The organism is Ruegeria sp. YS9, from assembly GCF_024628725.1.
Lineage (GTDB): Bacteria > Pseudomonadota > Alphaproteobacteria > Rhodobacterales > Rhodobacteraceae > Ruegeria > Ruegeria atlantica_C.
The window spans coordinates 1,700,702-1,726,464 of the sequence record NZ_CP102409.1; the positions used below are offsets into that span (position 1 = coordinate 1,700,702).

General features: G+C 59.7%; 30 protein-coding genes. 12 read left to right on the forward strand and 18 right to left on the reverse strand.

The genetic code is table 11. From position 1 onward, the window contains the following. The first annotated feature begins 21 nt into the window (after window positions 1-21). Window positions 22-615: a CvpA family protein gene (locus NOR97_RS08615; RefSeq protein ID WP_170344077.1), complete on the forward strand. Its 594-nt coding sequence runs from the start codon at window positions 22-24 to the stop codon at window positions 613-615. A gap of 52 nt (window positions 616-667) precedes the next feature. On the opposite strand, the gene NOR97_RS08620 is transcribed toward NOR97_RS08615, so the two are convergent. After that, entirely contained in the window at window positions 668-820 is a 153-nt protein-coding gene (locus NOR97_RS08620; RefSeq protein ID WP_170344076.1) for a hypothetical protein, read from the reverse strand. 439 nt (window positions 821-1,259) lie between these two features. On the opposite strand from NOR97_RS08620, the gene purF reads away from it, so the two are divergent. The 3 genes from purF to NOR97_RS08635 all read left to right on the forward strand — a co-directional run bounded on the left by purF (window position 1,260) and on the right by NOR97_RS08635 (window position 4,018). Continuing rightward, window positions 1,260-2,783 carry an amidophosphoribosyltransferase gene (purF, locus tag NOR97_RS08625; RefSeq protein WP_257598839.1) on the forward strand — a complete coding sequence of 508 codons (1,524 nt, stop codon included), beginning with the start codon at window positions 1,260-1,262 and terminating at the stop codon, window positions 2,781-2,783. A 299-nt stretch (window positions 2,784-3,082) separates the two neighbouring features. Further along, window positions 3,083-3,331: a hypothetical protein gene (locus NOR97_RS08630; protein WP_170344074.1), complete on the forward strand. Its 249-nt coding sequence runs from the start codon at window positions 3,083-3,085 to the stop codon at window positions 3,329-3,331. A gap of 42 nt (window positions 3,332-3,373) precedes the next feature. Continuing rightward, on the forward strand, window positions 3,374-4,018 hold the full coding sequence (locus tag NOR97_RS08635) for an SDR family oxidoreductase (RefSeq protein WP_170344073.1): 645 nt from the start codon (window positions 3,374-3,376) through the stop codon (window positions 4,016-4,018). A gap of 60 nt (window positions 4,019-4,078) precedes the next feature. Here the strand turns inward: NOR97_RS08635 and NOR97_RS08640 are convergent, their stop codons facing one another. The 4 genes from NOR97_RS08640 to NOR97_RS08655 form a co-directional block, all read right to left on the reverse strand. Next, window positions 4,079-4,921 (reverse strand): ATP-binding protein, encoded by an 843-nt coding sequence (locus tag NOR97_RS08640; protein WP_170344072.1) that lies wholly within the window; start codon window positions 4,919-4,921, stop codon window positions 4,079-4,081. Window positions 4,922-5,037: 116 nt separating this feature from the next. Continuing rightward, window positions 5,038-5,919 (reverse strand): twin-arginine translocase subunit TatC, encoded by an 882-nt coding sequence (gene tatC, locus NOR97_RS08645; protein ID WP_170344071.1) that lies wholly within the window; start codon window positions 5,917-5,919, stop codon window positions 5,038-5,040. Beyond that, window positions 5,916-6,374: a Sec-independent protein translocase protein TatB gene (gene tatB / locus NOR97_RS08650; RefSeq protein ID WP_152458175.1), complete on the reverse strand. Its 459-nt coding sequence runs from the start codon at window positions 6,372-6,374 to the stop codon at window positions 5,916-5,918. Before tatB ends, tatC begins: the two co-directional genes overlap by 4 nt. Window positions 6,375-6,380: 6 nt before the next feature. Continuing rightward, complete coding sequence (locus NOR97_RS08655) at window positions 6,381-6,596, reverse strand: twin-arginine translocase TatA/TatE family subunit (RefSeq protein ID WP_152458176.1); 216 nt, start codon at window positions 6,594-6,596, stop codon at window positions 6,381-6,383. A gap of 222 nt (window positions 6,597-6,818) precedes the next feature. On the opposite strand from NOR97_RS08655, the gene NOR97_RS08660 reads away from it, so the two are divergent. Together NOR97_RS08660 and NOR97_RS08665 are read left to right on the forward strand one after the other, a co-directional pair. Then, the gene (locus NOR97_RS08660) at window positions 6,819-7,124 is read left to right on the forward strand and encodes a hypothetical protein (RefSeq protein WP_257598840.1); all 306 of its coding nucleotides are present in this window, start codon (window positions 6,819-6,821) and stop codon (window positions 7,122-7,124) included. 21 nt (window positions 7,125-7,145) lie between these two features. Continuing rightward, window positions 7,146-7,817, forward strand: coding sequence for a YafY family protein (locus tag NOR97_RS08665; RefSeq protein WP_170344069.1), 672 nt, complete (start codon window positions 7,146-7,148; stop codon window positions 7,815-7,817). 62 nt (window positions 7,818-7,879) lie between these two features. Here NOR97_RS08665 and NOR97_RS08670 read toward each other — a convergent pair whose 3' ends face one another. The 8 genes from NOR97_RS08670 to NOR97_RS08705 form a co-directional block, all read right to left on the reverse strand. After that, window positions 7,880-9,043, reverse strand: coding sequence for a LysM peptidoglycan-binding domain-containing protein (locus NOR97_RS08670; RefSeq protein ID WP_257598841.1), 1,164 nt, complete (start codon window positions 9,041-9,043; stop codon window positions 7,880-7,882). Window positions 9,044-9,105: 62 nt separating this feature from the next. Further along, a complete protein-coding gene (locus NOR97_RS08675) occupies window positions 9,106-9,756 on the reverse strand; it encodes a protein-L-isoaspartate(D-aspartate) O-methyltransferase (protein ID WP_152458180.1) in 651 nt (216 codons plus the stop codon). Beyond that, window positions 9,753-10,535 carry a 5'/3'-nucleotidase SurE gene (gene surE / locus NOR97_RS08680; RefSeq protein WP_257598842.1) on the reverse strand — a complete coding sequence of 261 codons (783 nt, stop codon included), beginning with the start codon at window positions 10,533-10,535 and terminating at the stop codon, window positions 9,753-9,755. The genes NOR97_RS08675 and surE overlap by 4 nt, the downstream gene beginning before the upstream one ends. Window positions 10,536-10,649: 114 nt before the next feature. Further along, on the reverse strand, window positions 10,650-11,744 hold the full coding sequence (locus NOR97_RS08685; protein WP_170344066.1) for an ABC transporter ATP-binding protein: 1,095 nt from the start codon (window positions 11,742-11,744) through the stop codon (window positions 10,650-10,652). 80 nt (window positions 11,745-11,824) lie between these two features. After that, window positions 11,825-12,874, reverse strand: coding sequence for a methyltransferase domain-containing protein (locus NOR97_RS08690; RefSeq protein ID WP_257598843.1), 1,050 nt, complete (start codon window positions 12,872-12,874; stop codon window positions 11,825-11,827). Between the two features lie 107 nt (window positions 12,875-12,981). Continuing rightward, window positions 12,982-14,094 carry a hypothetical protein gene (locus NOR97_RS08695; protein ID WP_257598844.1) on the reverse strand — a complete coding sequence of 371 codons (1,113 nt, stop codon included), beginning with the start codon at window positions 14,092-14,094 and terminating at the stop codon, window positions 12,982-12,984. A 2-nt stretch (window positions 14,095-14,096) separates the two neighbouring features. Then, complete coding sequence (locus NOR97_RS08700; RefSeq protein WP_257600850.1) at window positions 14,097-14,876, reverse strand: SDR family oxidoreductase; 780 nt, start codon at window positions 14,874-14,876, stop codon at window positions 14,097-14,099. Between the two features lie 73 nt (window positions 14,877-14,949). Next, window positions 14,950-15,312 carry a nuclear transport factor 2 family protein gene (locus NOR97_RS08705; RefSeq protein ID WP_170344063.1) on the reverse strand — a complete coding sequence of 121 codons (363 nt, stop codon included), beginning with the start codon at window positions 15,310-15,312 and terminating at the stop codon, window positions 14,950-14,952. 109 nt (window positions 15,313-15,421) lie between these two features. On the opposite strand from NOR97_RS08705, the gene NOR97_RS08710 reads away from it, so the two are divergent. From NOR97_RS08710 to NOR97_RS08725, 4 genes are all read left to right on the forward strand, one after another. Then, the gene (locus NOR97_RS08710; protein ID WP_257598845.1) at window positions 15,422-17,026 is read left to right on the forward strand and encodes a peptide chain release factor 3; all 1,605 of its coding nucleotides are present in this window, start codon (window positions 15,422-15,424) and stop codon (window positions 17,024-17,026) included. A 49-nt stretch (window positions 17,027-17,075) separates the two neighbouring features. After that, window positions 17,076-17,819 carry a hypothetical protein gene (locus tag NOR97_RS08715; protein ID WP_257598846.1) on the forward strand — a complete coding sequence of 248 codons (744 nt, stop codon included), beginning with the start codon at window positions 17,076-17,078 and terminating at the stop codon, window positions 17,817-17,819. After that, a complete protein-coding gene (locus tag NOR97_RS08720) occupies window positions 17,816-18,745 on the forward strand; it encodes a glycosyltransferase family 2 protein (protein ID WP_257598847.1) in 930 nt (309 codons plus the stop codon). The genes NOR97_RS08715 and NOR97_RS08720 overlap by 4 nt, the downstream gene beginning before the upstream one ends. A 185-nt stretch (window positions 18,746-18,930) precedes the next feature. Continuing rightward, window positions 18,931-20,277 carry a DEAD/DEAH box helicase gene (locus NOR97_RS08725; protein WP_257598848.1) on the forward strand — a complete coding sequence of 449 codons (1,347 nt, stop codon included), beginning with the start codon at window positions 18,931-18,933 and terminating at the stop codon, window positions 20,275-20,277. Here NOR97_RS08725 and NOR97_RS08730 read toward each other — a convergent pair. The 3 genes from NOR97_RS08730 to NOR97_RS08740 are packed head-to-tail and all read right to left on the reverse strand — an operon-like array spanning window position 20,274 to window position 22,296. Then, a complete protein-coding gene (locus NOR97_RS08730) occupies window positions 20,274-21,176 on the reverse strand; it encodes an EamA family transporter (RefSeq protein ID WP_257598849.1) in 903 nt (300 codons plus the stop codon). The two genes, NOR97_RS08725 and NOR97_RS08730, sit on opposite strands and share 4 nt — an antisense overlap. A gap of 21 nt (window positions 21,177-21,197) precedes the next feature. Continuing rightward, the gene (locus tag NOR97_RS08735; RefSeq protein WP_257598850.1) at window positions 21,198-22,100 is read right to left on the reverse strand and encodes a fatty acid desaturase; all 903 of its coding nucleotides are present in this window, start codon (window positions 22,098-22,100) and stop codon (window positions 21,198-21,200) included. Continuing rightward, the gene (locus tag NOR97_RS08740) at window positions 22,093-22,296 is read right to left on the reverse strand and encodes a DUF2061 domain-containing protein (RefSeq protein ID WP_170344057.1); all 204 of its coding nucleotides are present in this window, start codon (window positions 22,294-22,296) and stop codon (window positions 22,093-22,095) included. Before NOR97_RS08740 ends, NOR97_RS08735 begins: the two co-directional genes overlap by 8 nt. 108 nt (window positions 22,297-22,404) lie before the next feature. On the opposite strand from NOR97_RS08740, the gene NOR97_RS08745 reads away from it, so the two are divergent. Together NOR97_RS08745 and NOR97_RS08750 are read left to right on the forward strand one after the other, a co-directional pair. Next, window positions 22,405-23,274 carry a helix-turn-helix domain-containing protein gene (locus tag NOR97_RS08745; RefSeq protein WP_257598851.1) on the forward strand — a complete coding sequence of 290 codons (870 nt, stop codon included), beginning with the start codon at window positions 22,405-22,407 and terminating at the stop codon, window positions 23,272-23,274. Between the two features lie 79 nt (window positions 23,275-23,353). Then, window positions 23,354-23,536 carry a hypothetical protein gene (locus NOR97_RS08750; RefSeq protein WP_117868740.1) on the forward strand — a complete coding sequence of 61 codons (183 nt, stop codon included), beginning with the start codon at window positions 23,354-23,356 and terminating at the stop codon, window positions 23,534-23,536. Window position 23,537: 1 nt separating this feature from the next. Here the strand turns inward: NOR97_RS08750 and NOR97_RS08755 are convergent, their stop codons facing one another. Further along, window positions 23,538-24,296 carry an SDR family oxidoreductase gene (locus NOR97_RS08755; RefSeq protein ID WP_257598852.1) on the reverse strand — a complete coding sequence of 253 codons (759 nt, stop codon included), beginning with the start codon at window positions 24,294-24,296 and terminating at the stop codon, window positions 23,538-23,540. Beyond that, entirely contained in the window at window positions 24,293-25,759 is a 1,467-nt protein-coding gene (locus tag NOR97_RS08760) for a carnitine 3-dehydrogenase (protein WP_257598853.1), read from the reverse strand. Before NOR97_RS08760 ends, NOR97_RS08755 begins: the two co-directional genes overlap by 4 nt. Window positions 25,760-25,763: the final 4 nt, after the last annotated feature.

Consider the following 25,763-nt stretch of genomic DNA (forward strand, 5'->3'; position numbering starts at 1 on the left):
GAAAAAGAACAGGCGAGGGCCATGGAAGGTTTTACAATAATTGACGGGGTGGTCGCCCTGATCATCGTGCTGTCGGGCTTGCTGGCCTACTCACGCGGATTCATGCGCGAGGTTCTGGCCATTGCAGGCTGGGTCGCAGCGGCCGTTCTGGCATTCATCTTTGCCCCACAGGCCGTACCGCTGGTCAAGGAAATCCCGGTGGTCGGAGATTTCCTGCGCGACAGCTGTGAACTGTCGGTGATCACCGGCTTTGCAGCAGTCTTCGCCGTGGCGCTGATCGTGGTCAGCATCTTCACGCCGCTGTTTTCATCGCTGGTCCAGCGCTCGGCTTTGGGCGGCCTGGATCAGGCGCTGGGGTTGTTCTTCGGCATCGCACGCGGCATTCTGCTGGTTGCAATCGCCTTCTTTGTCTATGACACGGTCATGACCGGCCAGTCCTATACAATCGTGGACGAAAGCCGCTCGGCCAAGGTGTTCGAGCAGTTCAGCAGCCAGATTGAAGAACAGAACCCCGAAGCGGCTCTGGGGTGGGTGACTGCACAATATGAAGAGTTGGTCGCCAGCTGCACGGCAGGAAACGAACAACCCGAAACCACGGCACCAGCTGACGGGTAATCTTGGGGTGCATAGCGTGAGGAAAGCCCGGCATCGTCCGGGCTTTTTCGATTCACATATACCCTTCCCCGCCACAAACCGTGCAGCGGATCGTTTTCAGCCCGAAACACCCGTCACACCGGCTGGAAATCGGTTTGCCAAGAATATCGCGGCTTTTGACAACTTCGCCCACGCCGTTGCAGATCTGACAGGGTGCCCGCCCCATTCCCCGGCACCTGTGGCACCGTTGCTTGATCCGCTCCTGCTTGTTCTGTTGAGGTTTATGTTGCCACATTCCGGCCCTTTGCGTGCTTCACCCATCCTGACTTGCACTTATTGACTGGCATGACAGCATATATGATTGCACATGTCATCTTGTTCCTGACCCTGCCCCGATCCCTGAAATCCCGACCTGCGGCAATAGGTGAGTGGATCCTTTGATGACAGCCACGCCATTAGGCATTATGTGGAGGCCAACCCGCCACGGAATCGGAGCCACCGATCTTGTTCTTTCTGTACGAATGCGCGCTGGTCGTTGTGATGGTCGCCCTATTGGCGTCGTTGTCGCCTGCCACCAAACCGACTGCACGCGCCTTGCAGAGGATCCGATGCCGAACTGCGGTCAATCCTCAGGTCAAATCGTCATAGAAGTTGGAGCCCCGTAAATGTGTGGGATTTTGGGAATCGCAAGCCGGACACATGATGTGTTTGCCGAAATCTATGACGGGCTGCTGATGTTGCAGCACAGGGGTCAGGATGCCTCTGGGATCGTGACCTACAACGGCGAATTCTTCCGCGAAAAGAAGGCCAACGGTCTGGTCAAGGACGTGTTCAATGCCCAGGATGCCGAAAGCCTGTTGGGTCGTGTGGGCATGGGTCATGTGCGCTATCCGACGGCGGGGTCCCTCAGCGCGGCCGAGGCGCAGCCCTTTTTCGTGAACGCCCCCTACGGCATCTATCTGGTTCACAACGGCAACATCACCAATACCGCTGAACAGCGCGAAAAGGTTACCGGCAAATACAGCCGTCACCTGCGCACCACGTCGGATTCTGAAATCCTGCTGAACGTGCTGGCCGACAAAGTGGCGGATGCGATCAAGGTGAATGGCAATCGCGAACCCATCCGCAATCTGTTTGCCGGTGTGAAGATGACGATGGAACGCGTTCAGGGCGCCTATTCCGTGATCTGTCTGGTCGCAGGCGTCGGCATGCTGGCTTTCCGCGATCCGTTTGGCATTCGCCCACTGTCGGTCGCCAAACGCGAAGTAGACGGAGACGGTGATGATTATGCCTTTGCCTCGGAAGACGTGGCCTTTGGCATCAACGGCTTTGAAAAGCTGCGTGATCTTCGGCCGGGTGAGGCAATTCTGATCGATCTAGACGGCAACATGCACGAGTTTCAGGCGGTCGAGGGCAAACTGACGCCCTGCATATTCGAGTATGTCTACCTGGCCCGTCCGGATTCTTTGCTGGACGGTGTTTCGGTTTACAAGACTCAGATGCGCATGGGCCAGACGCTGGCCAAGCAGATTCAGGAGTCGGGGCTGGAAATCGACCGGATCATCCCGGTGCCCGACAGCGCCCGCCCCGTGGCTCTGGAAGCCGCGAAGATCACCGGCATCCCCTATCGCGAAGGGCTGGTGAAAAACCGGTATGTCGGGCGTACGTTCATCATGCCGGGTCAGGCGGAACGGCAGAAATCCGTCCGCCGAAAGCTGAATGCCGTGCCGCTGGAATTCGACGGCCACAGTGTTCTGCTGATCGACGATTCCATCGTACGGGGCAACACCATCAAGAAGATCGTTCAGATGTGCCGCGATGCCGGGGCCAAGAAGGTCTATGTCGCCAGCGCCTCGCCGCCGGTCAAATACCCCAATGTCTACGGTATAGACATGCCCACCAAGGCCGAGCTGATCGCGAACGGCAAGGACATCGAAGAGATCCGCGAAGAACTGGGTGCGGACGCCCTGTTCTATCAGCACCTGGAAGACCTGATCTGGGCCGCCAAGGAAGGCAATCCCGAGATCGAAGCCTTCGACTGTTCCTGTTTTGACGGCAAATACATCACGGGCAGCGTCAGCGAAGGCTATCTGGACAATCTGGAAAACAGCAGCCGTGTCAGCCAGAAACGCGCTGACATGCAGGTCCCGGGCGGGTCCTGGAATGCGGCAAAACTGGCCTCGGGCTGATCGGACGATACGGAACTGACATAGTCGGTTTTCCATTCTGAATGGCGAATCAGAACGGCGGATCGTTCCGGGCAGTCGATGGCCGTCGGCCGGTCCGGTTGCTGTCACGTGATGTGGATGAGTGGAAATTTGCCACAACCAGTCGGCGAAATCCACGCATTCACAAGGGCTTTTTTCAAAGGCGCCAAATCGTGATGACACCTGTCCGCGCAGCGCTTTTGTTCGCTTGAGCGTTTTGTTATCCGGCGGCCACCACTCACTCAACAAGGGGTTCCGGGCCATGTCCCGGACCACGGATCATGTCAAACGCCACAGTCAAAAGCGCGGCCACGCAGCGGGGCGCGCTGAAGAAGAATTCCGTCTCGGTTCTGGGCGTATTCGGGCCGAAAGCAGACATGCGCGCCCTGATGCGCCTGTCATCAGGCCGTGTAAAAGAGGTCAAACCCGGAAGCCGCGTTGCCTCGGGCACAGTGGTCGCGATTGATGAGCATGGCATCATGCTGCGACAAAGCGGCCAGACCAGGCGTATCGCCATCCCCGGCGGCTGATCACATCTTGACGCCCCGCGCGCGGGGGTTCAAACCGCAGGCATGACCGATACGACCAAAATCGCCCTGATAACCGGGGCCTCTCGCGGGCTGGGCGCTGCGCTGGCCGAAGCGCTGGCGCCCGAATACCACATCGTCGCAGTCGCCCGGACCACTGGCGGGCTGGAAGAACTGGACGATCGCATCAAGGCCAAGGGTGGCTCGGCCACGCTGGCACCGATGGACATCACCGATCCCAACGCGATGGCAACCCTGTGCCGTGGGATCCATGACCGTTGGGGCAAGGTGGATCTGTGGCTGCACACGGCCATTCACACCTCGGCGCTGACGCCGGTACATTTCGTCGACCCCAAGGAATGGACCAAGGCAGTCAACACGAATGCAAACGCAACTTCGGTTCTGATCCCATATGTCTCGCCCCTGCTGGGTGAAAACGGCCACGCTGTGTTTTTCGATGACCCGAAGGCCGGTGAGAAATTCTATGGCATCTACGGCGCCACCAAGGCCGCGCAAATGGCCCTGGCCCGCAGTTGGGCGGCCGAGACCGAACGTACCGGTCCGCGCGTCTCGATCGTGGAACCAGCGCCGATGCCCACCGCCGTGCGTGCCCGGTTCCACCCAGGCGAAGATCGCGATGCGCTGACGAGCACCGCAGATGAGGCCGCCCGGATTCTGGCGCTGCTTTAGGAAATGGCCCTGACGGGCCATGCCTCCGGCGGGGATATTTTTAGCCAGATGAAGATGGGATCAGGCGATATGAACGCCGTTGCGCCCGGCCAGATCGACGAAGAACTGCCAGGCGACACGGCCCGAACGCGATCCGCGCGTGGCCTGCCATTCAATTGCTTCGGCGCGCAGGATTTCGGCATCGACCGAAACGCCATAGGCCGCGCAATAGCGGTCGATCATGGCAAGGTATTCGTCCTGATCGCAGGGATGGAATCCCAGCCACAATCCGAAGCGGTCGGACAGTGATACCTTTTCCTCGACCGCCTCTGACGGGTTGATGGCGCTGGAGCGTTCGTTTTCAATCATGTCCCGCGGCATCAGGTGGCGGCGGTTCGAGGTCGCGTAGAACACCACGTTTTCCGGGCGACCTTCAATACCGCCATCCAGAACGGCCTTGAGCGATTTGTAATGCTGGTCATCGTGACTGAACGAGAGGTCGTCGCAAAACAGGATGAACCGATAAGGCGCCGCGCGCAGGTGGTTCAGCAGACGCGCGACCGAGCCCATATCCTCGCGTTGTAGCTCCACAAGCTTCAGGTCGGGGTGGTCCGCGCTCAGCGTGCCGTGGACGGCCTTCACGAGGCTGGACTTGCCCATCCCACGCGCGCCCCACAACAACGCATTGTTTGCCTTGTAGCCGGCCGCGAAGCGGCGGGTGTTGTCAAGCAACGTGTCGCGCGACCGATTGATGCCGACCAGCAGATCCAGATCGACGCGGTTGACCTGTTCAACCGGTTCCAGGCGTTCCGGTTCTACATGCCAGACAAAGGCCGGGGCCGCATTGAAATCCGGTGTGGCCAAAGGCGCCGGCGCCATGCGCTCCAACGCGGCAGCAATACGGTTCAGGGCTTGGTCGTCCATCGGCTCCTCCGGTCAGATACGGATCGGTTCAAAGCATGTTCTGGTTGGCGCAACAAGGCCCGCGAACGAAAAAGGCGCGCCCGGTCGGGGCGCGCCTCGGTTGTTGTTTCAGCAGATTACTTGTCGTCTTCGAATTCCCGCATCAGATCTTCGTCTGCTTCGGCTTCTTCATCGTCATAGTAGCCGTCGGCACGCAACTGCTCTTCCCGTTTCCTTTCAACCCGGGCCACCAGGAAGATCGAGATCTCGTAGAGGCCATAGACCACAACAAAGAGAATAATCTGCGTGATCACGTCCGGAGGCGTCACGATCGCCGCCAGCACCAGAATGCCAACCACCGCATATTTGCGCATGGCCCCCAGACCTTCGGCGCTGACCAGCCCTGCCTTGCCCATCAGGGTCAGAAGAACCGGCAATTGGAAGCACAGCCCAAAGGCCACGATGAACTTGATCGTCAGGTTCAGGTATTCCTGCGCCGAGCCCTGAAACACCACGCTCAGCGGCGCTGTAGTTACTCCATCGGCCACGGCTTCACCTTCAGCCCCGAACTGCTGGAACCCAAGGAAGAAGTCATAGGCCAACGGCGTGACGACGTAGAAAGCAAAGCTTGCACCCAGAAGGAACATGAAGGGCGAGGCCAGCATGAAAGGCAGAAACGCATTCTTTTCCGACTTGTAGAGGCCCGGAGCCACAAAGCGCCACATCTGCATCCCGATATAGGGAAACGCCAGAATGAACCCGCCAAGCAGCGAGACCTTGATCGCGACAAAGAACCCTTCCTGTGGCGATATGAAGATCAGGCCGCAATCCTGTCCACGCTCATTCAGAACCTCACACAGGGGATTGGTCAGAAAGTTGAAGAGCGGCGTGGCCACCGTAAAGCAGATGATCATCCCGACCAGAAAGGCCACGACGCAGTGGATCAACCGCGTACGCAGCTCGGCCAGATGCTCGATCAATGGGGCCGAGGTATCTTCGATCTCGTCGGTCTTGGTCATGTTTCGCCTTCAGTCTTCAGCGCCGCTTCGGCTTCTTCGGCCTTGGCCAGGGCCTCGGCAGCTTCCTTGGCTTTGCGCTCGGCGGCGGCGCGGGCCGTTGAGGCCTGAATTTTCTTGGCCTGTTCGGCTCGCTCGGCTGCCAGTTTACCGGTTTCGCTGTCAGGATCGAACTTGGTGGGATCCATGCTTTTCGCCATATCCTGCGCGGCTTGTTTCACGCCATCCATGGCCGAGCCAACCGGATTCGCGGCGGCGTTGAGACCTTTCTTGATCTCGTTCACACCGGCCTGATCGGCCGCCTCGTTCATGGCGCTGCTGAATTCGCGTGCCATGCCACGGGCCTTGCCGACAAATCGCCCCACATTGCGGAACAAAACCGGCAGGTCCTTCGGCCCGACGACGATCAGGGCGACAATGCCGATGACCAGAAGTTCGGTCCAGCCCAAGTCAAACATCCGCGCTTACGCCTTGTCTTTCTCGGTTTCAGGCGTGACGTCCTTGGCCAGTTCCGACGCGTCCTGCTCCAGTTCTTCCGAACCGTCTTTGACGCCCTTCTTGAACGCGGTGATGCCTTTGCCGACTTCGCCCATCAGCGAGCTGATCTTGCCGCGGCCAAACAGAACCAGAACCACGACGGCGATCAGCAGAAGACCGGGAAGGCCGATATTGTTGAGCATGTCTCTTCTCCTTTTTCATCGACGCATATGCGCGTCGGGAATATGAACTGGGACCGTGTTTACGCCTCCAGGCCCTGTCCCAAAAGGGATACGGCACAGATTGAGGGCGAAAATTGACCTCATCTGCAAAAAACTATGGGCTCGCATTTTCCAACTGACAGGTCTATGTCAGTTGGGCGTCATTAAGAGGACGGTATCGAAACCTGGTCAACGGAGAACCAAATGACCCATGTTGCTGAAATCGTCACCTTCACTCTTGCCAACGGCACCACCCCTGAAGAGTTCGTGAAGCTCAGCCAAGCATCCGAAGCCTTTGTTCGCAGCGCGCCTGGCTTTGCCCACCGGCAGCTTAGTCAGGGCGCAGACGGGCGCTGGACCGACTATGTCGTCTGGACGGACATGAAGGCCGCGCAGGACGCTGCGGCGCAGTTCCCGCAACAGGAATGTGCAGCAGGCATGATGGCGGCCATCAACCCTGAAAGCGTTCAGATGCGCCATGAGGCTGTATTATGGAACATGACTGCCTAGGCGCGGTCCGGACGGCGTGTCATGCGCCGAACTGACCGCCTGTTCGATATCATCCAGATCCTGCGCGACGGCAAACTGCACCGCGCGCAGGACATCGCGGACCGGCTGGAAGTGTCGGTCCGCACCATCTATCGCGACATGGATACTCTGGTCGCTTCGGGCGTCCCGGTCGAAGGTGAGCGCGGCGTGGGTTACATGGTGCGCGAGCAGATCACCCTACCGCCGCTGAATCTGACCCCGGCCGAGCTCGAGGCCCTGAACCTCGGTATGGCCATCGTGGCCGAGGCCGCGGATCCAGAGCTGAAAGCCGCCGCGAACTCTCTGGCAGACAAGATCGATGCCGTTCTGCCCACACAGGTTGTGGCCGAAGCCGATAGCTGGAAATTCGCGGTCTACCCTTTTGCCGATGCAGCCCGCGGGCTTGCGCATATGGCTCCGATCCGCGCCGCCATCAAATCACGCCAGAAACTTCGGCTGTCCTACCGCCGCATTGACGGCGTTCTGACCGAACGCACCATCCGTCCGCTTCACATGGAGTATTGGGGCCGCGTCTGGACACTTACCGCATGGTGCGAATTGCGAAACGGTTTCCGCGTCTTCCGCATCGACCTGATCGAATCCGTCTCGCCGCTGCCAGAGATCTTCGCAGACGAACCCGGCAAACGCCTGAGCGACTACGACCCAAACGCCTGACGCACTTCATCTTTTCAAAAATACTCCCGCCGAAGGCATGGCCCGAAACGGGCCATACGCCCTCATTTCAGGTAGGGATCCGGATCCACCGATTCAAACCCTTTGCGTACCTCGAAATGCACATAGGCATCATCCCCGCCCCTCAACTGCGCCAGCTTTTGTCCACGGCGCACACGATCCCCTTTCTTGACGGTGATGTCATCGACATTGGCATAGACCGTCAGCAGATCGTTTTTGTGTTTGAGAACGATGATCGGCACCTGATCCGCGTCCGCGGTAATCGCCGCAACGGTTCCGGCCTCAGCCGCGTTGACGGCTGTGCCAGGGGCCGCAGCAATGTCGATACCTTCGTTCTTGCCCTTTTTATAGCCGCGAATGATGGTGCCGCTGACCGGCAGCGACATGGCCGAAGATCGCGTGTTCGTCGGGGCTTCAGCCGTCACATCAGGGGCTTCAACCAGCGGCGCGACCTTTTCGTCGGGCAAGGGCTGCGTGGCACTTGGAGGCGTCGGCGTCGGCGATCCCTGCCCCGGCTCGGTTACCTCGGTGGCCGCAACCGGTGCCACAGCAGCGCTTTGACGTGGGGCGGGCTGGTTTTTAACGGGGATCAAAAGAAACTGACCTTCACGCACGGTGAAGTCAGACCCAAGGCCGTTCCATTCCGCCAGCGATTCCACCGGCACCTGATAGAGGCGTGAAATCGTATACGCGGTTTCGCCGCGCTTGACCTTGTGGCGGACTGGTTCCGGCCCGCTTGCGACCGGCGCCGGGGCTGGCTTGGCAGGCTCCAGCGTCGTTGTCCGGACGCCCCCCGTTTCAGGGGCCTGATCAATGGCGGCTCCGGCAACTGATGCGATATCTACGCCGCTGCCTGCACCCACCGAACGCGGCAAGGCGAGAACTTCGCCCTCTCGCAGGGTATCGGTCGTCTGAAGGCCGTTGAACCGCGACAGCTCACCCTCGGGCAGGCCGACACGCGCGGCCACATCGCGCACCGTGTCGCCCCGTCGGGCCACGACAACCTGGTAGTTCGGATAGGTTATCACCCCGCGGCTGTCGGGCGACGGGCGCGACGTTGTTGACGACTGCACTGCATCAGTGGTCGAAAATCCGCCGACCTGACCGCGCAGGTCATAATCCAGTGGCCCTTCACACCCGGCCAGAATGGCCAGAGCGGCCACTCCGGTCGCGCAGCGACGCATAGCTGATTTGGATACTGCACTCATAATTCTGTCCTCAACGCCTGCCCCTGTTGTCCGGGGTTCCGGCGACCAATTTACAAAGCCTGCTACGCCTCGTCCTTGCCAAGCCCCTCAAGCAGGGGCACGAAACGGACCGACGTCAATTCTTCATAGTCCAGACCGGCCTCGGTGCGCGTTACTTTGATCAACTGCTGCACCGTGTCCGACTGACCCACGGGTAAAACCATGATACCCCCGATTTTCAGCTGCGCCAAGAGCGGTCCCGGAGGGTCTTCGGCGGCCGCCGTCACAATGATCCGATCAAACGGAGCCTGTTCCGGCAAGCCAAAGGATCCATCCGACAACATGGCCGTGATATTCGTAAGCCCCAGATCGGCAAACAGCTTTCCTGTCTCGCTGACAAGCCGCCGATGGCGTTCGACCGTATAGACCCGGCGCGCCAGTTTCGACAGGATTGCGGCCTGGTAACCTGACCCTGTTCCGATCTCGAGCACGGTGTCACGCGGCCGCACGTCCAGCGCCTGCGTCATGAGGCCGACGACCGATGGCTGACTGATCGTCTGACCGCAGGAGATCGGCAATGGCATGTCCTCGTAAGCGCGATCCGCGAACAGGCCAGTGACAAAGCGGCCCCGGTCAACCTGTTCCATTGCCTCCAGAACGCGCGCATCCGTGACCCCCCGTTTGCGCAGGGCAAACAGGAACTGCATCACGGTTTCCGGGTCCAGTCCGCTCATTCGACCGCCTTCAATGCCTCCAGCATGTCATATGCGGTCAAGTCGGCGCGCATCGGTGTGACCGAGATATAGCCTTCCAGATTGACCGCAGCATCCGTTCCCGGCGCTGTCGGGTTATGCTGATAGCCACCCTTGATCCACAGGAACCGCCGCCCCGAGGGCGAGCTGTGCGGCTCGACCGAAAAATGCGTGTCGCGCCGGAAACCCTGCGCTGCAACGCGCGTACCGCGCACCTCATCTGCCGGAACAGGTGGAAAATTCACGTTGTAAAACAGGCGGTAATCACCCTGCTCCGCCGGATTTGCATCTAGAATGCGCCGGACCAGATCGGCCCCGAACCGAGCGGCAGCTTCGAACGGGTCGTCCAACCCCAGATTTCGCGGGCCGAAATACTGTGACAAGGCAATCGCTGGAATACCTTGCAGCGCCGCTTCCATCGCGCCGCCAATAGTGCCCGAATAAAGCGTGTTCTCGGCCGAGTTGTTGCCCCGGTTCACGCCGGACAGGACCAGATCCGGTGGGCAGTCCGACATCACGTCATGCAACCCCGCCAATACGCAATCCGCGGGCGACCCTTCCGCCGCATATCGCCGTTCGCTCAGCTTGGCGATCATCGTGGGGTGGGTGTAACTGATGCAATGCCCGACGCCGGATTGCTCGAAGGCAGGTGCGACAACCCAAACCTCGCCATCAGGCCCTGCCAGTTCGGCAGCGATCGCCTCCAGCGTGATCAAGCCCGGAGCGTTGATCCCGTCGTCATTGGTCAGAAGAATACGCATGTGCCCGATTTACCCCCGCGTTTGGCCCTTGATAGACCCAGCCCCGCGATGCGGCAAGCGACGTGGACCTGCAATCTGAGGCTTTCGCGCACCACTTGCACGGAAATCGAGAGGTCAACTCTGTGCCCCGGGGAAAACGAAACACTTGTCACGACGAATGGTCAGCCACATGACACGGCCCGGATTGGGCACAAAGACATTCGGAACCGTCGCCCTGAGGACCGAGCCGTCGTAATCCATGCGAAACTCGACCAGGCTTTCATTTCCCAGAAAACGCGCGCGTTCGACCACGCCCCGCGCCGCAACGCCATCAGTCGCGGTCGGCAATGGGCCTTTGCCGTTGCGATCGAAATCCAGTTTGACGTGCTGGGGGCGGAAGACGATCTCGACATCCGTTCCATCCGGAATACCCGGTGCCAGAAACTGGCCGAACGGCGTGTCGGCCAGCGCTCCGTTTACCTGCGCTTGCAGCACATTGATATCACTGAAAAACGCCACGGCCGCCTTGTCCGCTGGCCGGGTGTAGACGTTGTAGGGCGCGCCCTGCTGGACGATCTTGCCGCGCCGCATCAGCGCGATCTCGTCCGCCATCCGCATTGCCTCTTCCGGCTCGTGCGTGACCAGCAGGACAGCCGCATCCTCTTCTTTGAGAATGGACAGTGTCTCGTCCCGAATACCGTCGCGCAGACGGTTGTCGAGGCCCGAAAAGGGCTCGTCCATCAGCATGATCCGGGGCCGTGGCGCCAAAGCGCGGGCCAGGGCCACGCGTTGCTGCTCGCCGCCCGACAACTGATGTGGGAAACCGTCGATGAACCGCATCAGGTCCACTTTGCGCAGCAGTTCCTCGACCCGGGCACGTTTCTCGTCCTTGCTGCCCTTCAGGCCAAAGGCCACGTTGTTGGCCACGCTCAGATGAGGAAACAGCGCAAAGTCCTGAAACATCAACCCGATCTCGCGCCGCTCTGGCGGCACCCGAAACACGGTGTCGCAGATCAGCTTGCCATCGACGTAGATCTCGCCCGAGTCCTGCATCTCGACCCCGGCAATCATGCGAAGGGTGGTGGATTTCCCGCAACCTGACGGCCCCAGCAAACAGGTCACTTTGCCGGCCTGCACAGTCAATGACACGTCATCCACGACGACCCGCCCTTCGAACCGGCGAACAATGTTGCGAATTTCCAGACGCGGAGGAGTTGCGTTACCTGTCACCGATGGACCCCATTGCCTTTCCCGATCAAATCCATCGGGCTTGGGCGGGGATAGCAACCCCGCCCCTCAGGTGCAAGGGATCAGCAGCAACCGCCGGATGATATCGTTTCGCCTGTGGCCTCGAACGGGCTTTCACCGCCGCAGCCCTCGAAAACACCGAAATGGGTAGAGAAATCGCCGATAAAGTCGAAATGGCGGCCAAACCGCGTGTCCCGCAGCATCATCCAGGTATTGCCGCAGACCGGAAAGACCTTGCCGGTTTCGATAACGTGGTGATCATCCAGAACAAACGCATGCGGGGCGTTGGGAACAGTGCCTTTGTAGATCACCGCCTGACCGTAATCTTCACAGGCCGGTTCCAGCGCCGGCAGCTTGAACAGACGATAGGTCGCCGACAGGAATCTGAGCGGGGCAACACGTTCTTCCAGCGCAGGGTTCTCGATGGTCAGCGGGCGGTGCGTCACCCGGCGCGGATCGCCGAAACCCGCTTTGCGCGCCATCGACAGGAAGTCGTTCCAGTACAATGCACCCGACAGGCATTCACCATACAGAACCTCATCCTCGGCCATCGCCTGCGGGACGCGGCGGTCGGCATAGACGTCCGAGAAGTACATCTCGCCACCTTCTTTCAGCAACCGATGCGCGCCGCGCAGCACGGCTTCCTTGTCGGTCGCCAGGTTGATGACGCAATTCGACACGATGATGTCAAACGATCCGGGCTCCAGATCCAGGTCCTCCAGCTTCTCGATATAGCCGTGATGGAATTCCACATTGCTTTTGGCGTGCCCAAACGCCTTGGCGTGATAGTCCTGATGCGCGCGGGCAACATCCAGTTGTTCGGGCGTCATGTCGACCCCAACCACCCGGCCCTTTTCGCCGACCATGGCAGACAACGCATAGACGTCGCGCCCCGCCCCGCAGCCAAGATCGAGAACCGACATGCCCTCGAGATCCAGCGGCGCGATCAGACCGCAGCCGTAATACCGGGTCAGCACATCGTCATGGATCCTGGACAATATCCGCTTGAGATGATCCGGCATGTCGTCAGGCGTGCAACAGGCGTTGGTCTGCAAATCCGCACTGCTTTGTAGGACTTCACCATAATAATTCTGCACCGATTCATGCTTCATCGCGGTCTTCCCCTTGCAAGTGGCTGCATCGCAGCTAATCCAGAGATCCGCGGTTCGCAATCCGGGTAAGGCGCTTCTGACAAAAGTGTGAGCCTTCTGGCGGGGCTTTACGCCAGCAGCTCGAAATCCACACCGGCGCGGATATTGCCATTCACCTGAACTTCAAGCCGATGCGCTCCGGGCACCAGTTTGAAAGTCGTGGCATCGCCTTTCAGCTTGTGACGCTTATCAAGATTGAGCTTTCCGCCTGTCAGGGTCGCCTGTTTCAACTTATGCACCTTGGCCGAAGTTTTCCCCCCAGGGCGTTGAAAGTGAATGACATAATCCACCAGGACGAGCTGTTCATCTTCTCCGCTCAAACCGACTGAAAACTCCAATGCGCCGCCAATGCGGGCTTGGGATTTCAGGTCAATCGTTACTGCAACATCGGCATCCGGGTTAAATCCCAGCATTTTCATTGCCTCTGGATGCCCCGCCTTGACCAGTCCGCGAAGCGCATGGGAAGTCATCCAATCCAGCTCTGCCGTGGTCTGTCGCGCTTCGGTGCGCCACTTGTCCAGACGTCCCAGAACCAGGCCGGGGTCTTTCTTGGTGATGTCATTCAGATGGTTGGCCACTGACCGCGTGACATACCGGGTGGAATCCCCGTGCAATCGGTCCAACAGCGGCAACGGGTCCGTCAAACCCAGACCGATGCCCTGCCCCCATGGCAGACGGGGCCGCGTTCCCTCGCTGACCAATCGGCGCACGTGATAGCTGCCGTGGGTGCACCAGTCGTGCATCCGCTCAAGCACCCTGTCAGGGGCCTGGTTCAGGAAAGGCCGAATGGCCCATTCCATCGAAAACCTCTGCGTCAGCTCCTCCAGCACATCCAGAGACAGATCAACGTGATCCAGCCCGATGGAGGCGACCCATTCGCCCAGCGGCGCGAAAATGAAATCGCCGAAGTCATCATCCGATCTGGCTGGGTCCAGCGGCGGTGGTAAAGCTCGCAAAATCACCGGGGCGACTGTTGGCAAGTCACCCGGCAGGGCCTGTTGCAGACATGTCGCGATCCAGGCCATACGCTCTTTCAGTTCCAGTTCAGGCAGGCGCGACATGACCTGTGCCTGAAACGCAGAGGCGTCGAAACCCGGTTCAGCGTCCAAGAACAAGTCGCTGAGAAAGCGGACTTTCTCAGCATTGAACAACTGATCTTTCAACGAAAACCCCTGCGCCATGATCACATCGTCAGGTTGGTCGCACCGCCGTCCAGCAGGATGTTCTGGCCGACGATGAAGCCCGCATGTTGCGAACACAGAAACGCGCAGGTGGCACCAAACTCCTGCCGCGACCCATAGCGTCGGACCGGGATCGTCGCCGCACGGTTGGCGCGTGCTTCGTCGATCGAAATACCCTGTTGCGCCGCCACACCGCTGTCCAGAGAATCCGCTCGATCCGTGGCATGAATACCCGGCAGCAGGTTGTTGATGGTCACCCCGTGTGGCGCCACCTGACGCGAGGTTCCGGCCACATAGCCCGTCAGACCTGTACGCGCCGCGTTTGACAGGCCCAGTACCGCAATCGGCGCACGCACGGATTGCGAGGTGATATTCACCACCCGGCCCCACCCCTTGTCCATCATCGACGGCAACAGCGCCTTCATGAACGCGATCGGCGTCAGCATGTTGGCATCCAGCGCCTTGATGAAATCATCGCGCTCCCAGTCCGACCACAGGCCCGGCGGCGGTCCACCGGCATTTGTCACAAGAATATCAACGCCCTGCGCGGCCTCGATCACCTGCGCCTGACCGTCGGGTGTGATCACGTCGCAGGCCACGGTCTGCACCTCGACGCCGTGTTCGGACCGCAGGCGCGCGGCCTCAGCCTCCAACGCCTCGGGGCCGCGTGCGTTCATCACCAGATTCACGCCAACCGCGGCAAGCGCCTCGGCGCACCCAAGACCCAATCCCTTGCTGCTGGCACAGACCAGCGCGCGCTTTCCTTGAATTCCCAGATCCATCGGATCCTCCCTGTCAGTCATTGCCGCATGTCTAGCACCGGCCAGACAGGGAAGACCAGAAACGGATCGTCGATCAATAGAAGAACTCCTCCCGGACGATCTTGCCGTCAGCGACGTGATAGACACCCACTTCGCGCATATCGAACGCTTCGCCGGTTTCCTTCACCTTGCCCTGCACTTCGAAAATCACGGCAAAACGGTCTTCGCCATGGGGAAACGGGTCGCTGACGGACGCAGCAGAAACCTCATGGGCGCTTTCCCACCACTCGTGCTTGCCACGGATGGCTTCGACCCCTTTGGTCTCCCGGCCCATTCCCTGAAAATCCTGCCCTTCGACCGAAACGGCATCCGGCGCATACAGCTTGGACAGGTTTTCCTTGGCCCGGTCTTCCCGGCAACCGGCCACCAGTTCATCTGCAATCTCTTTCAAATTCATTGATCCACTCCATCATTTGTTCACTATATGTTCTTATTGCCACAGCCGTATGATTCGAACCAGCCCCTTTGTCTTGCTTCGGCAGGATTCCCCGCATATACGCGCGCTCATGCTTGATACCTCGAACCAACCCACCCTGCCGCCCGAGATCGCCCGGCGCCGGACATTCGCCATCATCTCTCACCCGGATGCGGGCAAGACGACGCTGACGGAAAAGTTCCTGCTGTACGGGGGTGCAATCCAGATGGCCGGTCAGGTCCGTGCCAAGGGCGAGGCGCGGCGGACCCGGTCGGACTTCATGCAGATGGAGAAGGATCGCGGTATCTCGGTTTCGGCTTCTGCGATGTCGTTCGACTATGGGAACTTCCGGTTCAACCTGGTGGATACACCCGGCCACAGCGATTTCTCGGAAGACACCTATCGCACGCTGACAGCCGTGGACGCGGCCGTCATGGTGATCGACGGCGCGAAAGGTGTGGAAAGTCAGACGCAGAAACTGTTCGAGGTCTGCCGCCTGCGCGATCTGCCGATCCTGACCTTCTGCAACAAAATGGACCGCGAAAGCCGCGACACGTTCGAGATCATCGACGAAATCCAGGAAATGCTGGCCATCGACGTCACGCCCGCGGCCTGGCCCATCGGCGTGGGGCGCGATTTCATCGGCTGCTATGACATGCTGCGCGACCGGCTTGAACTGATGGATCGCGCCGACCGCAACAAGGTAGCTGAAAGCATCGAGATCAACGGGCTGGACGACCCCAAACTGGCGGAACACGTGCCCGAGCATTTACTGGACAAACTGCTGGAAGAGGTCGAGATGGCCCGCGAGCTGCTGCCCGCGCTTGACCCGCAGGCGGTGCTGGAAGGCCACATGACCCCGATCTGGTTCGGTTCGGCCATCAACTCGTTCGGCGTCAAGGAATTGATGGAAGGCATCGGCGCCTATGGCCCGCAGCCACAGGTTCAATCCGCCGAACCGCGCCAGATATCCCCGGATGAAAAGAAAGTCGCAGGGTTTGTTTTCAAGGTTCAGGCCAACATGGACCCCAAGCACCGCGACCGGGTGGCGTTTGTCCGCATGGCCAGCGGTCACTTCAAGCGCGGCATGAAACTGACCCATGTGCGCAGCAAGAAACCGATGGCGATCTCGAACCCGGTTCTGTTCCTCGCCTCTGACCGTGAGCTGGCGGAAGAGGCCTGGGCCGGAGATATCATCGGCATTCCCAACCACGGGCAGCTGCGCATTGGCGATACGCTGACCGAAGGCGAAGCGCTGCGGGTGACCGGCATCCCGTCGTTTGCGCCGGAACTGCTGCAAGGCGTCCGCGCCGGCGATCCGATGAAGGCCAAGCATCTGGAAAAAGCCCTGATGCAGTTCGCCGAAGAAGGTGCGGCCAAGGTGTTCAAGCCTTCGATCGGTTCGGGCTTTATCGTGGGGGTCGTGGGCGCGTTGCAGTTCGAAGTGCTCGCCAGCCGGATCGAGATGGAATATGGCCTGCCGGTGCGGTTCGAGGCCTCGCAGTTCACCTCGGCGCGTTGGGTCAGCGGTGACAAGGCAGAAGTCGAAAAATTCGTGAATGCCAACAAACAGCACATCGCCCATGACCATGACGGCGACATTGTCTATCTGACCCGCCTGCAATGGGATATCGACCGGGTGATCCGTGACTATCCCGCGCTGAACCTGACTGCGACAAAAGAGATGATGACCTGAGGCAACTGTCTGATTGCACAGGCAGGTTTGGCTGTGCAATCCTGCGCGCATGAGTGACGACGAACTGACCTATCCCGGTGGCCTGCCCGACATGCTGGACAGCTATGAGAACCGGCGCAGCCCGTTTCAGTTCGGCACCCTGACCCTGCCCGGGCCTGACGTCGATCTGGATGATCTGGCCAAACGCATCGTGCCCGACAGCGCCACCGAATTGCCGCCCGGGCGCAACACCACCTGGGATCGCAAACACGTTCAGATCGCGCGGGAATTCGTCGGGAAATCAGAGCTTGCCTTCCTGAACGCCCAGCTGATCTCGAACCTCAGAAAACGCTCCTTTCCGCGTCAGGCCCCTGCGCTGTTCTGCCGGTTGTGGGACGAACAATCCGACCATCTTCTTTCCGTCCTCGACCTTCGTTGGCTGGTGTCTTCTGTTCAGACCTTTGCGGATCACGGTCAGACCCCGACGCAGCGCGAGGTCGGACATGCTTTGCGCGTGTTCTTCAGCATGATGAAGCTGTATGAGTTCGAGCGGCTCTTCTCGGGGCTGGCCCCGGAAACGCCGTTTCAGTTCAAGGACAGGAACCACGTGCCGCTGCCCTATCAGATGAAAGGCTTTTCCTTTGAAAAAGGCGGGCTTGACGTCAATCTCATCGCTCCGATCTGGACCAGGGCGATGAATGATCCCACGATTGCGCCGCTGGTGGATCACCTGATGATCCAATTGAACAAGGACCCAGGCGGAATTTTTCGACGCCTGAAACGCATGCGCGACGCCCGCGCACCGCGCAAATGACCACCTGGGGCATTGTCTCCATGGTCCGGGGGCCAACCGAAGACGTCCTTCGGTTCGTGGCCCATCACCTCGAACTGGGGGCGGATTTCATGTATATCTACATGGACGAACCCAACCGCCGCACGTTCAGGGCACTGAGAATGCACCCCAAGGTTCGGGTTCGTAACTGTGATGACGCCTTTTGGGAAAAACGCGGACGCGCACGGCCGGAAAAGCATCAGGTGCGCCAGTCGGTTCATGCCACTTTTGCCTATCGAAACACTCGGCTGGATTGGTTGACACATATCGATGTGGATGAGTTTCTTTGGCCGGCGGCCCCCATTTCCGATATTCTGCGCGATGTTCCAGACACGGTTCCCGCGGTGCGTGTCCGCCCGTTAGAAGCCTTGGCCGGGGGCGATGACCTGTACAAAGCTCATATCCCGCATGGCCCGAACCGCGAAGCGCTGGTCGAGACCATTTACCCGAATTACGGCGCCTTCGTCATGGGCGGATTCCTGAGTCACGTGCAGGGAAAGCTGTTCGTGCGCACCGGCTTGAAAAACCTGAGCATCCGCATCCACAACCTGTTTCAGAACAAGGCGCTGCTGCCGTGCAAATACGAGCTTCCCCAGATCGATCTGTGCCATCGTCATGCCCCGGACTGGGATCACTGGATAGCGCATTACCAGTTCCGCATGGATCGTGGCTCGTATCAGGCCGGCATGGCTCCGAATGTTCCGCGCGAACAGGGAGGGCTGAGCAAGAATGAACTGCTCAACTGGATCGAGGCCGAACACGGCATGGACGGGCTGCGTGCGTTCTACAATGAAATGAGCGGCGCGGACGCACAGGTGCGCGCCAACCTGGAACGCCTCGGCCTGCTGCGCCACCGCCCTTTGAACCTGGACGAAAAGCTGGAGAAACACTTTCCCGGAAGTTGCTGAATTGTTGCTGAAATTCACCGCAGGCGACAGGCAGGCACAGGTGAAATTCTCTTCATTTGACCCCGGCCAACGTTTTTGTTATGTCCGCGTACAAGCCGAAATGTCGCATCACGCGTATGGCCATCCGGGCCCGGCACATCTTTGACGCGCGGGCCAGGTCAAGTGTCCGCAAAAACCGGACTTACATGACAAAATTCAACGAACTGAACCTGAACCCTAAGGTCCTCAAAGCCATTGAGGAAGCCGGATACGAAACCCCGACCCCAATTCAGGAAGGCGCGATTCCTCCCGCTCTGGAAGGTCGCGATGTCTTGGGAATCGCCCAGACCGGCACCGGCAAGACCGCCAGCTTCACACTGCCGATGATCACCTTGCTGGCCCGTGGCCGCGCCCGCGCGCGCATGCCGCGCTCGCTGGTCCTGTGTCCGACGCGGGAACTGGCCGCCCAGGTGGCCGAGAATTTCGACACCTATACCAAACACCTTAAACTGACCAAGGCGCTGTTGATCGGCGGCGTCAGCTTCAAAGAGCAAGAGGCCCTGATCGACCGTGGCGTCGACGTTCTGATCGCCACGCCCGGCCGCCTGCTGGACCATTTCGAACGTGGCAAGCTGCTGCTGACCGGCGTGCAGATCATGGTGGTGGACGAAGCCGACCGGATGCTGGATATGGGCTTTATTCCTGACATCGAGCGCATCTTCTCGCTGACGCCTTTCACACGGCAAACGCTGTTCTTCTCGGCGACCATGGCATCCGAGATCGAACGAATCACGGATACATTCCTGTCGGCCCCTGCCCGGGTTGAAGTCGCCCGCCAAGCGACCGCATCCGAGACGATCGAACAGGGCGTTGTCATGTTCAAAGGCGGCCGCCGGGATCGTGAAGCAAGTCAGAAACGTAATGTTCTGCGTGCTTTGATCGACGCCGAAGGTGAAAAGTGCACCAACGCAATCATCTTCTGCAATCGCAAGACGGATGTCGATATCTGCGCGAAATCGCTGAAGAAATACGGCTATGACGCTGCCGCGATCCATGGCGATCTGGACCAATCGCAGCGGATGAAGACACTGGACGGGTTCCGCGACGGATCATTGCGTCTGCTGGTTGCATCGGACGTCGCAGCGCGCGGTCTGGACGTTCCGGCCGTCAGCCACGTGTTCAATTTCGACGTCCCCGGCCATCCCGAAGATTACGTACACCGAATCGGCCGCACCGGTCGCGCCGGGCGCGAAGGCAAGGCCATCACGATCTGCTCGGCCCGCGATGAAAAAGCCCTGGCTGCGATCGAAAAGCTGATCCAGAAAGACATCCCGCGCCTCGACAATCCGGTCAAGGAAGAGCCCAGGCCTGAAAAGCCGAAGCCCGAGAAAAAAGCCCGGGACTCCGAAGTCAAGAAAGACGCCCGGAAAGAGCGAGAGCCCAAAGCGCGTGGCCGCGGGCGCAAGGAAGACAATGGCCGGCCCGTGGTGGGTATGGGCGATCACCTGCCCAGCTTCATTGCCCTGAGCTTTGACGAACGTCGCGCCGGCTAAATCGCCAACACCAAGGCCAGTATCGAAACACCCAACAGCAACATCCCGGCGATTTCTCGCCGGGTGATCGTCTCGCGGAAAAACAGGATCGACGCCATCAGGCTGAAAATCAGCTCTACCTGCCCCAACGCTTTGACATAGGCTGCGTTTTGCAGGGTGAAGGCCCAGAACCAACAAAACGAACCGCCCAGGCTGGTCAGGCCGACAAACACGCCGGTCGATCGGGTCTGCCACACCGCGCGCAGTTCGGCCCGGTCGCGCCACAACAGCCACAGGCCCATGCTGACAAACTGAAACGTCACGACGGCGGCCAGGGTGATCAGTGCGCGGAACCAGGCGTCGGCATCACCCAATTGCAACGACGCCCCGCGATAGCTGACCGCGGAAAACGCAAACAAAACCCCTGATCCAAGCCCCAATTGGGACGCGCGGTTGGTCAGATGCCGCCACCAGACGCCGCCCCCACCGGGGGTTTTCGACAGCAACAGAACCGCCATCAACCCCAACAGGATCGCAACCAGAGCGCCGCCGGAAACGCTGTCGCCCAAAACCAGAAATCCGACAATCGCGGTCTGAATGACTTCTGTTTTCTTGAAGGTGATTCCAACCGCAAAATTTCTTTGTTTGAACAACGCAACAACACAGATCGTAGCCAGGATTTGAGCCGTACCTCCGATGACAGCGTAAAGCCAGAATACTCCGTTAAGTGGTGGCAGACTGGCCCCGGTTATCTGTAACGCCACAAGCAGCCCGGCAACGGCCAGCGGCATGGAATACGCAAACCGCGCAAAGGTCGCGCCCGCGGCAGACAGCTTCACGCGGCTCAAGGATTTTTGCAGCATGAACCGTACGGTCTGAAAGCTGGCGGCGGCGATGGTGACAGGGATCCAGAGACTCATGTCACACGTTGTGTCGCCAAATCAGTGCTTTGGCCAGAGCGGATGCGGAACCGGGTCCTTGGCGCGCAGCAGATACTGCCGGAAAATCTGTGCATAGGAGCGGTAAACATACGCCTCATTGCAGGCCAGATACCTGTCTTTGCCATCCCGATACAACGACGGCAGCCGATACCATGGCGCGGCGGGATTCATGTGATGTACAACATGCAGGTTGTTGTTCAGAAACAGAAATGCCAGCGGCCCGTTGTCTTCGATAATCACGGTCCGCGCGCGGGACTTCTCGTGCGCGCGGTGTTCCAGAAAGGTACGGATTTTCAGCAACGCCAGCCCGATATAGGCGGAAATCAGATAAGCCCAGATCGGCATGGCCGATTGTGCAACGATCCACAGCACCGCGACCGCGCCGGGGATATGCAAAGCCCATGCCAGCAGGATCGCCCTGTCGCCGCGCCGCAGCCCCCGCCATTCGTCGCGCAGAAACAGAACCTGCCCTACAGCCGGACCCAGAACCATCCGCCCCAGAAGCGTGTTGTTCAGGGCCAGCACAGCCTGCACGCCACGCGGCAGATCCGCCCAAACCTTGGGATCCATATAGTTGGACTCGGGGTCGTCATACGGGTCGGTCAAGGTGGCATCCTGATGATGCGCCAAATGCAGATCGCGAAAACGGTTGTACGGAATGGCCAGGGTCAGCGGCAACGCCATCAGCGCCTCATTCAGCCATTTGGCTCGGAACGGGTGCCCATGCAGGGCTTCGTGCGTCAAAGACGAATGCAGGGCTGCAACAAAGCCCAATACCGGCACCGCCAACCACACCGAAACATCCGCCAGCCAGAACAGCCCGACCAGCCATGCGGCATAACAGCCGAGGATCAGGGCAAATGTACCCCATTCGGGCGATTTGGGTGTTGAGGGCTCAGCCATTGCGCCCCCACGAAATTCCGGCCCAAATTCTTTCATAGACAATGTATAGCGTCAGGCCGATGGCGGTATTCACCAGCGCCAATGCCCCGCCGACGGCGGCCGAACCCGTGGCGATCAGACCCACCAGCGTCATGGTGGCCAGACCCATGGCATTCCACACGATTGCTTTCACGACAGATCTTCGCCGTGTTTCCATTCCGAACCCCATTCTTTTTGCTTTTACAAAGGGGTTACATTTCATTTCTCACGCTGAAAATTCTGAATATGATTAACAAAACTCAACAACTGTGATATTTTTGAACTTATGCAGGAAAACATCGACAAGCGCGACCGCGCCGCTCAATTCCGCCTTCGCCTTGCCCGCGCGATGGAGGACCGCCACATCAGCCAAAGCGCGCTTGCGCGCCATATCGGCGTGGACCGTTCAACCGTATCTCAGTTGTTGACCGATCATGGTGCGCGTCTTCCCAACGCGCATGTTGTGGGTGGCTGTGCCGCGGCACTGGGCGTTTCGGCAGACTGGTTGCTGAGCCTGTCCGACAGACCGGAAAGCGCGGCAGAAATACTGGCCAGTACCCTGTCCATTACCGAAGCGCCCCGCGCCTTGGTCGATGAGCGGATTTTCGACTGGCACAAAGAAGCCGCCGGGTACAAGATCCGTCATGTCCCGGCCGCCCTGCCCGACATGCTCAAGACGCGTGCGGTACTGGAATGGGAATATGCCCCCCATCTGGGGCGCACGGCGGATCAGGCCATCGGAGCGTCCGAAGACAGGCTGACCTGGATGCGCAGTGCGCAGTCAGATTACGAAATTGCCATGCCGTTGTACGAGATCGAGAGCTTTGCAAGCGGCACGGGGTATTACCATGGCCTTTGCCCGGAAATTCGGCTGGAACAGATCGATCACCTGCTGGCCTTGTGTGAACAACTCTATCCCCGGATGCGGATCTATCTGTTTGATGCCAAAAGGCTGTATTCCGCCCCGGTAACGATTTTCGGGCCGCTTCTTTGCGTTTTTTACGCCGGAAGTCACTATTTGGCGTTTCGCGACCGGGATCGGATCAAGACATTTTCACGCCATTTCGACACTCTGGTGCGCGAGGCCGATGTGGCCGCCCGCGATTTTCCGGACCACATGCGACAACTCAGAGCGGATGTATCCGGCAAGAATTGATGCAGCGGCGCAAAACCTGTGCTATCGTCCCTTGGCGCGAACCATCGGGCATTCCGACCACAAACGGAGGACCACAGGAATGGACGCAATTCAAACCGCTCAATACGCACGCGCCCTGTATGCTGCGCACGGAGACCGGGCCGAGGCGGAAGCCGCGCAAAAGATGCGCGAATGCGAAGCTGCCGGAAACCAGAAAGAGGCGCAGGATTGGCAGGCGGTCCGTCAGACCATCCGCCAGATCCGGGGACCAAATCAGGGCTGAGTTACAGTTTCGGGTCGGGATTGACGGTGTGCCCATCCACCGCGATCACCTGCCCAGACACCAGCCGCGCTGCGTCTGAAGCAAGAAAGACGGCCATATGGGCGATATCCTGCGCTTCCACAAAGCGCCCCATTGAAGTGCCCGAGGCATAGCCCTGATAGACCTCATCGCGGGTCATGCCTTTCGCGGCTGCCTCTCGGGCCAAGACACCTTCCATGCGCGGGCCTTCCACGGCACCCGGGCAAATGGCGTTTGCGCGAATGCCCAGCGGCCCCAGTTCCATCGCCAGCGTTTTCATCAACCCTATGACCGCCCATTTGGCCGAGGCGTAAGGCGCTCGGAACGGATAGCCGTACTGACCGGCGGTCGAAGAGGTCAGAATGATGCTGCCCGCCCGCGCCGACTTCATCATCGGCGCCGCGTATTTGGCGGCCAGAAAGGCCCCGTCCAGATTGACCGCGACACAGGCGCGCCATGCATCAAGATCGATATCCTCGATCGCGTTGGTCGGCCCGGCGATTCCGGCATTTGCGCACAGCACATCCAGCCCGCCGGCTGACTCGACGGCCTGAAACACCGCGCTCATGTCGGCCTCATTGGTCACGTCAGCCCTGTGCGCCGCCCAATGGTCGGGCAATGTATCCAAAGCTGACGGGTCGATATCCGTCACCCAGACATCATAACCGGCGGCGTCAAACGCCGCGGCCATGGCCCGACCGACGCCAGATGCCCCGGCTGTTACCAAAACGCGCCGGGTCATGAGGGCTTGCGAATGCCAGCACCCGCCCCTTCAGGGTAAGGCAAACCGGCCTGTGCCTCGGCAATCCGCGCCATCGCGGCTTCGATCCTGGGCGACGGCGGGCTGGGGCGGCGGGTTTCAAGACTGACATGCAGCAGGAAACTCTCGCCCGTGGCCAACAGCTTGTCGCCATCATACATGCTGTGAAAGACATGCAGCTTCTTGCCCTGCCCCAGCAGCATCTGCGTGCGCACATCGATCTTCGCCCCTGCATGGACCTCGTCGATGTAACGGATGTGGTTTTCAGCGGTGAAATAACTGCCACCCGACGCGATGTATTCCATATCGCAACCGATGATCTCCATGAAACGGTCCGTGGCGGCGGCAAAAGCTTCCAGATACTTGGCCTCGTTCATATGGCCGTTGTAATCCGTCCAGTCCAGCGGCACGGCGCGGGACAGGGTCAGAATCGGCTGGCTCAGATCCGCCTGGTCCAGCGTCGGCAGGGCGCCCGGTTTCAACAGCGCATCATGCTGGTTCAGCACCGCCCCCGCACCATAGTTCTGCGCCTTGAGGGCACGCATCATGCCAACAAGGTTGTTGTCGCGAATGCGCTCCAGTTCACGGATCGAATGCATCCCTGATTGCGCGTCTGACTGATCGGCGATCAGGTCGACCAGTTCATCGGTGAATTCCGGCACGTCCATCAGCTTGGTCCAGGGCCATTTCAAGGCTGGCCCGAACTGAGCCATGAAATGTCGCATTCCCGCTTCACCTCCAGCCACGCGGTAGGTTTCGAACAATCCCATCTGCGCCCAGCGGATGCCAAAACCCATCCGGATCGCCTCGTCGATCTCTTCGGTCGTGGCGATGCCATCCTTGACCAGCCACAACGCCTCGCGCCAGACCGCCTCAAGGAACCGGTCGGCGATATGCGCGTCGATCTCTTTCCTGACATGCAGCGGGAAGAAACCAACCGAGGTCAACAGTTCCTTGGCCCGTTCAATCATCTCCGGTGGGTTTTTGTCGGTCGGCACCAGCTCGATCAGAGGCAGCAGATAGACCGGATTGAATGGGTGCGTCACCACGATCTGTTCGGGGCGCGACGCACCGTCCTGAAGCTCCGATGGTTTGAACCCGCTGGTCGAGGATCCGATGATCGCGTCTGGATCACAAGCCTCCTGCAAGCTCTTGTAAACCTTGAGCTTCAGGTCCAGCCGTTCTGGCACGCTTTCCTGAATCCAGATGGCCCCCTGTACGGCGTCGGCCATGTCGTCATGAAAGCTCAGCGCGCCCTCGGTCGGCAGAGGCACATCGCTCAACCCCGGCAGGGATCGCCGTGCGTTATCCAGCACTTCGCCTATTTTGCGTTCTGCTTCGGGGTCCGGGTCGAACACCCGAACGTCCCAGCCATTGAGCAGGAACCGTGCGGCCCATCCGCCGCCGATGACACCGCCCCCGATAATTGCTGCCGTCTTTGTCATGCTG

Bases quoted from the DNA above. Each gene is read 5' to 3' on its own strand.
- NOR97_RS08615 (WP_170344077.1), top strand. From the start codon at position 22: ATGGAAGGTTTTACAATAATTGACGGGGTGGTCGCCCTGATCATCGTG.
- surE (WP_257598842.1), bottom strand. From the start codon at position 10,535: ATGCGTATTCTTCTGACCAATGACGACGGGATCAACGCTCCGGGCTTG.
- tatB (WP_152458175.1), bottom strand. From the start codon at position 6,374: ATGTTTGACTTGGGCTGGACCGAACTTCTGGTCATCGGCATTGTCGCC.
- NOR97_RS08735 (WP_257598850.1), bottom strand. From the start codon at position 22,100: ATGGCTGAGCCCTCAACACCCAAATCGCCCGAATGGGGTACATTTGCC.
- NOR97_RS08750 (WP_117868740.1), top strand. From the start codon at position 23,354: ATGGACGCAATTCAAACCGCTCAATACGCACGCGCCCTGTATGCTGCG.
- NOR97_RS08715 (WP_257598846.1), top strand. From the start codon at position 17,076: ATGAGTGACGACGAACTGACCTATCCCGGTGGCCTGCCCGACATGCTG.
- NOR97_RS08760 (WP_257598853.1), bottom strand. From the start codon at position 25,759: ATGACAAAGACGGCAGCAATTATCGGGGGCGGTGTCATCGGCGGCGGA.
- NOR97_RS08690 (WP_257598843.1), bottom strand. From the start codon at position 12,874: ATGAAGCATGAATCGGTGCAGAATTATTATGGTGAAGTCCTACAAAGC.
- NOR97_RS08720 (WP_257598847.1), top strand. From the start codon at position 17,816: ATGACCACCTGGGGCATTGTCTCCATGGTCCGGGGGCCAACCGAAGAC.
- NOR97_RS08695 (WP_257598844.1), bottom strand. From the start codon at position 14,094: ATGGCGCAGGGGTTTTCGTTGAAAGATCAGTTGTTCAATGCTGAGAAA.
- NOR97_RS08730 (WP_257598849.1), bottom strand. From the start codon at position 21,176: ATGAGTCTCTGGATCCCTGTCACCATCGCCGCCGCCAGCTTTCAGACC.
- NOR97_RS08745 (WP_257598851.1), top strand. From the start codon at position 22,405: ATGCAGGAAAACATCGACAAGCGCGACCGCGCCGCTCAATTCCGCCTT.
- NOR97_RS08705 (WP_170344063.1), bottom strand. From the start codon at position 15,312: ATGAATTTGAAAGAGATTGCAGATGAACTGGTGGCCGGTTGCCGGGAA.
- NOR97_RS08670 (WP_257598841.1), bottom strand. From the start codon at position 9,043: ATGAGTGCAGTATCCAAATCAGCTATGCGTCGCTGCGCGACCGGAGTG.
- NOR97_RS08665 (WP_170344069.1), top strand. From the start codon at position 7,146: ATGCGCCGAACTGACCGCCTGTTCGATATCATCCAGATCCTGCGCGAC.
- NOR97_RS08620 (WP_170344076.1), bottom strand. From the start codon at position 820: ATGGGGCGGGCACCCTGTCAGATCTGCAACGGCGTGGGCGAAGTTGTC.
- NOR97_RS08655 (WP_152458176.1), bottom strand. From the start codon at position 6,596: ATGCTCAACAATATCGGCCTTCCCGGTCTTCTGCTGATCGCCGTCGTG.
- NOR97_RS08640 (WP_170344072.1), bottom strand. From the start codon at position 4,921: ATGGACGACCAAGCCCTGAACCGTATTGCTGCCGCGTTGGAGCGCATG.
- NOR97_RS08700 (WP_257600850.1), bottom strand. From the start codon at position 14,876: ATGGATCTGGGAATTCAAGGAAAGCGCGCGCTGGTCTGTGCCAGCAGC.
- NOR97_RS08725 (WP_257598848.1), top strand. From the start codon at position 18,931: ATGACAAAATTCAACGAACTGAACCTGAACCCTAAGGTCCTCAAAGCC.
- NOR97_RS08710 (WP_257598845.1), top strand. From the start codon at position 15,422: ATGCTTGATACCTCGAACCAACCCACCCTGCCGCCCGAGATCGCCCGG.
- tatC (WP_170344071.1), bottom strand. From the start codon at position 5,919: ATGACCAAGACCGACGAGATCGAAGATACCTCGGCCCCATTGATCGAG.
- NOR97_RS08630 (WP_170344074.1), top strand. From the start codon at position 3,083: ATGTCAAACGCCACAGTCAAAAGCGCGGCCACGCAGCGGGGCGCGCTG.
- NOR97_RS08755 (WP_257598852.1), bottom strand. From the start codon at position 24,296: ATGACCCGGCGCGTTTTGGTAACAGCCGGGGCATCTGGCGTCGGTCGG.
- NOR97_RS08740 (WP_170344057.1), bottom strand. From the start codon at position 22,296: ATGGAAACACGGCGAAGATCTGTCGTGAAAGCAATCGTGTGGAATGCC.
- NOR97_RS08635 (WP_170344073.1), top strand. From the start codon at position 3,374: ATGACCGATACGACCAAAATCGCCCTGATAACCGGGGCCTCTCGCGGG.
- NOR97_RS08660 (WP_257598840.1), top strand. From the start codon at position 6,819: ATGACCCATGTTGCTGAAATCGTCACCTTCACTCTTGCCAACGGCACC.
- purF (WP_257598839.1), top strand. From the start codon at position 1,260: ATGTGTGGGATTTTGGGAATCGCAAGCCGGACACATGATGTGTTTGCC.
- NOR97_RS08675 (WP_152458180.1), bottom strand. From the start codon at position 9,756: ATGAGCGGACTGGACCCGGAAACCGTGATGCAGTTCCTGTTTGCCCTG.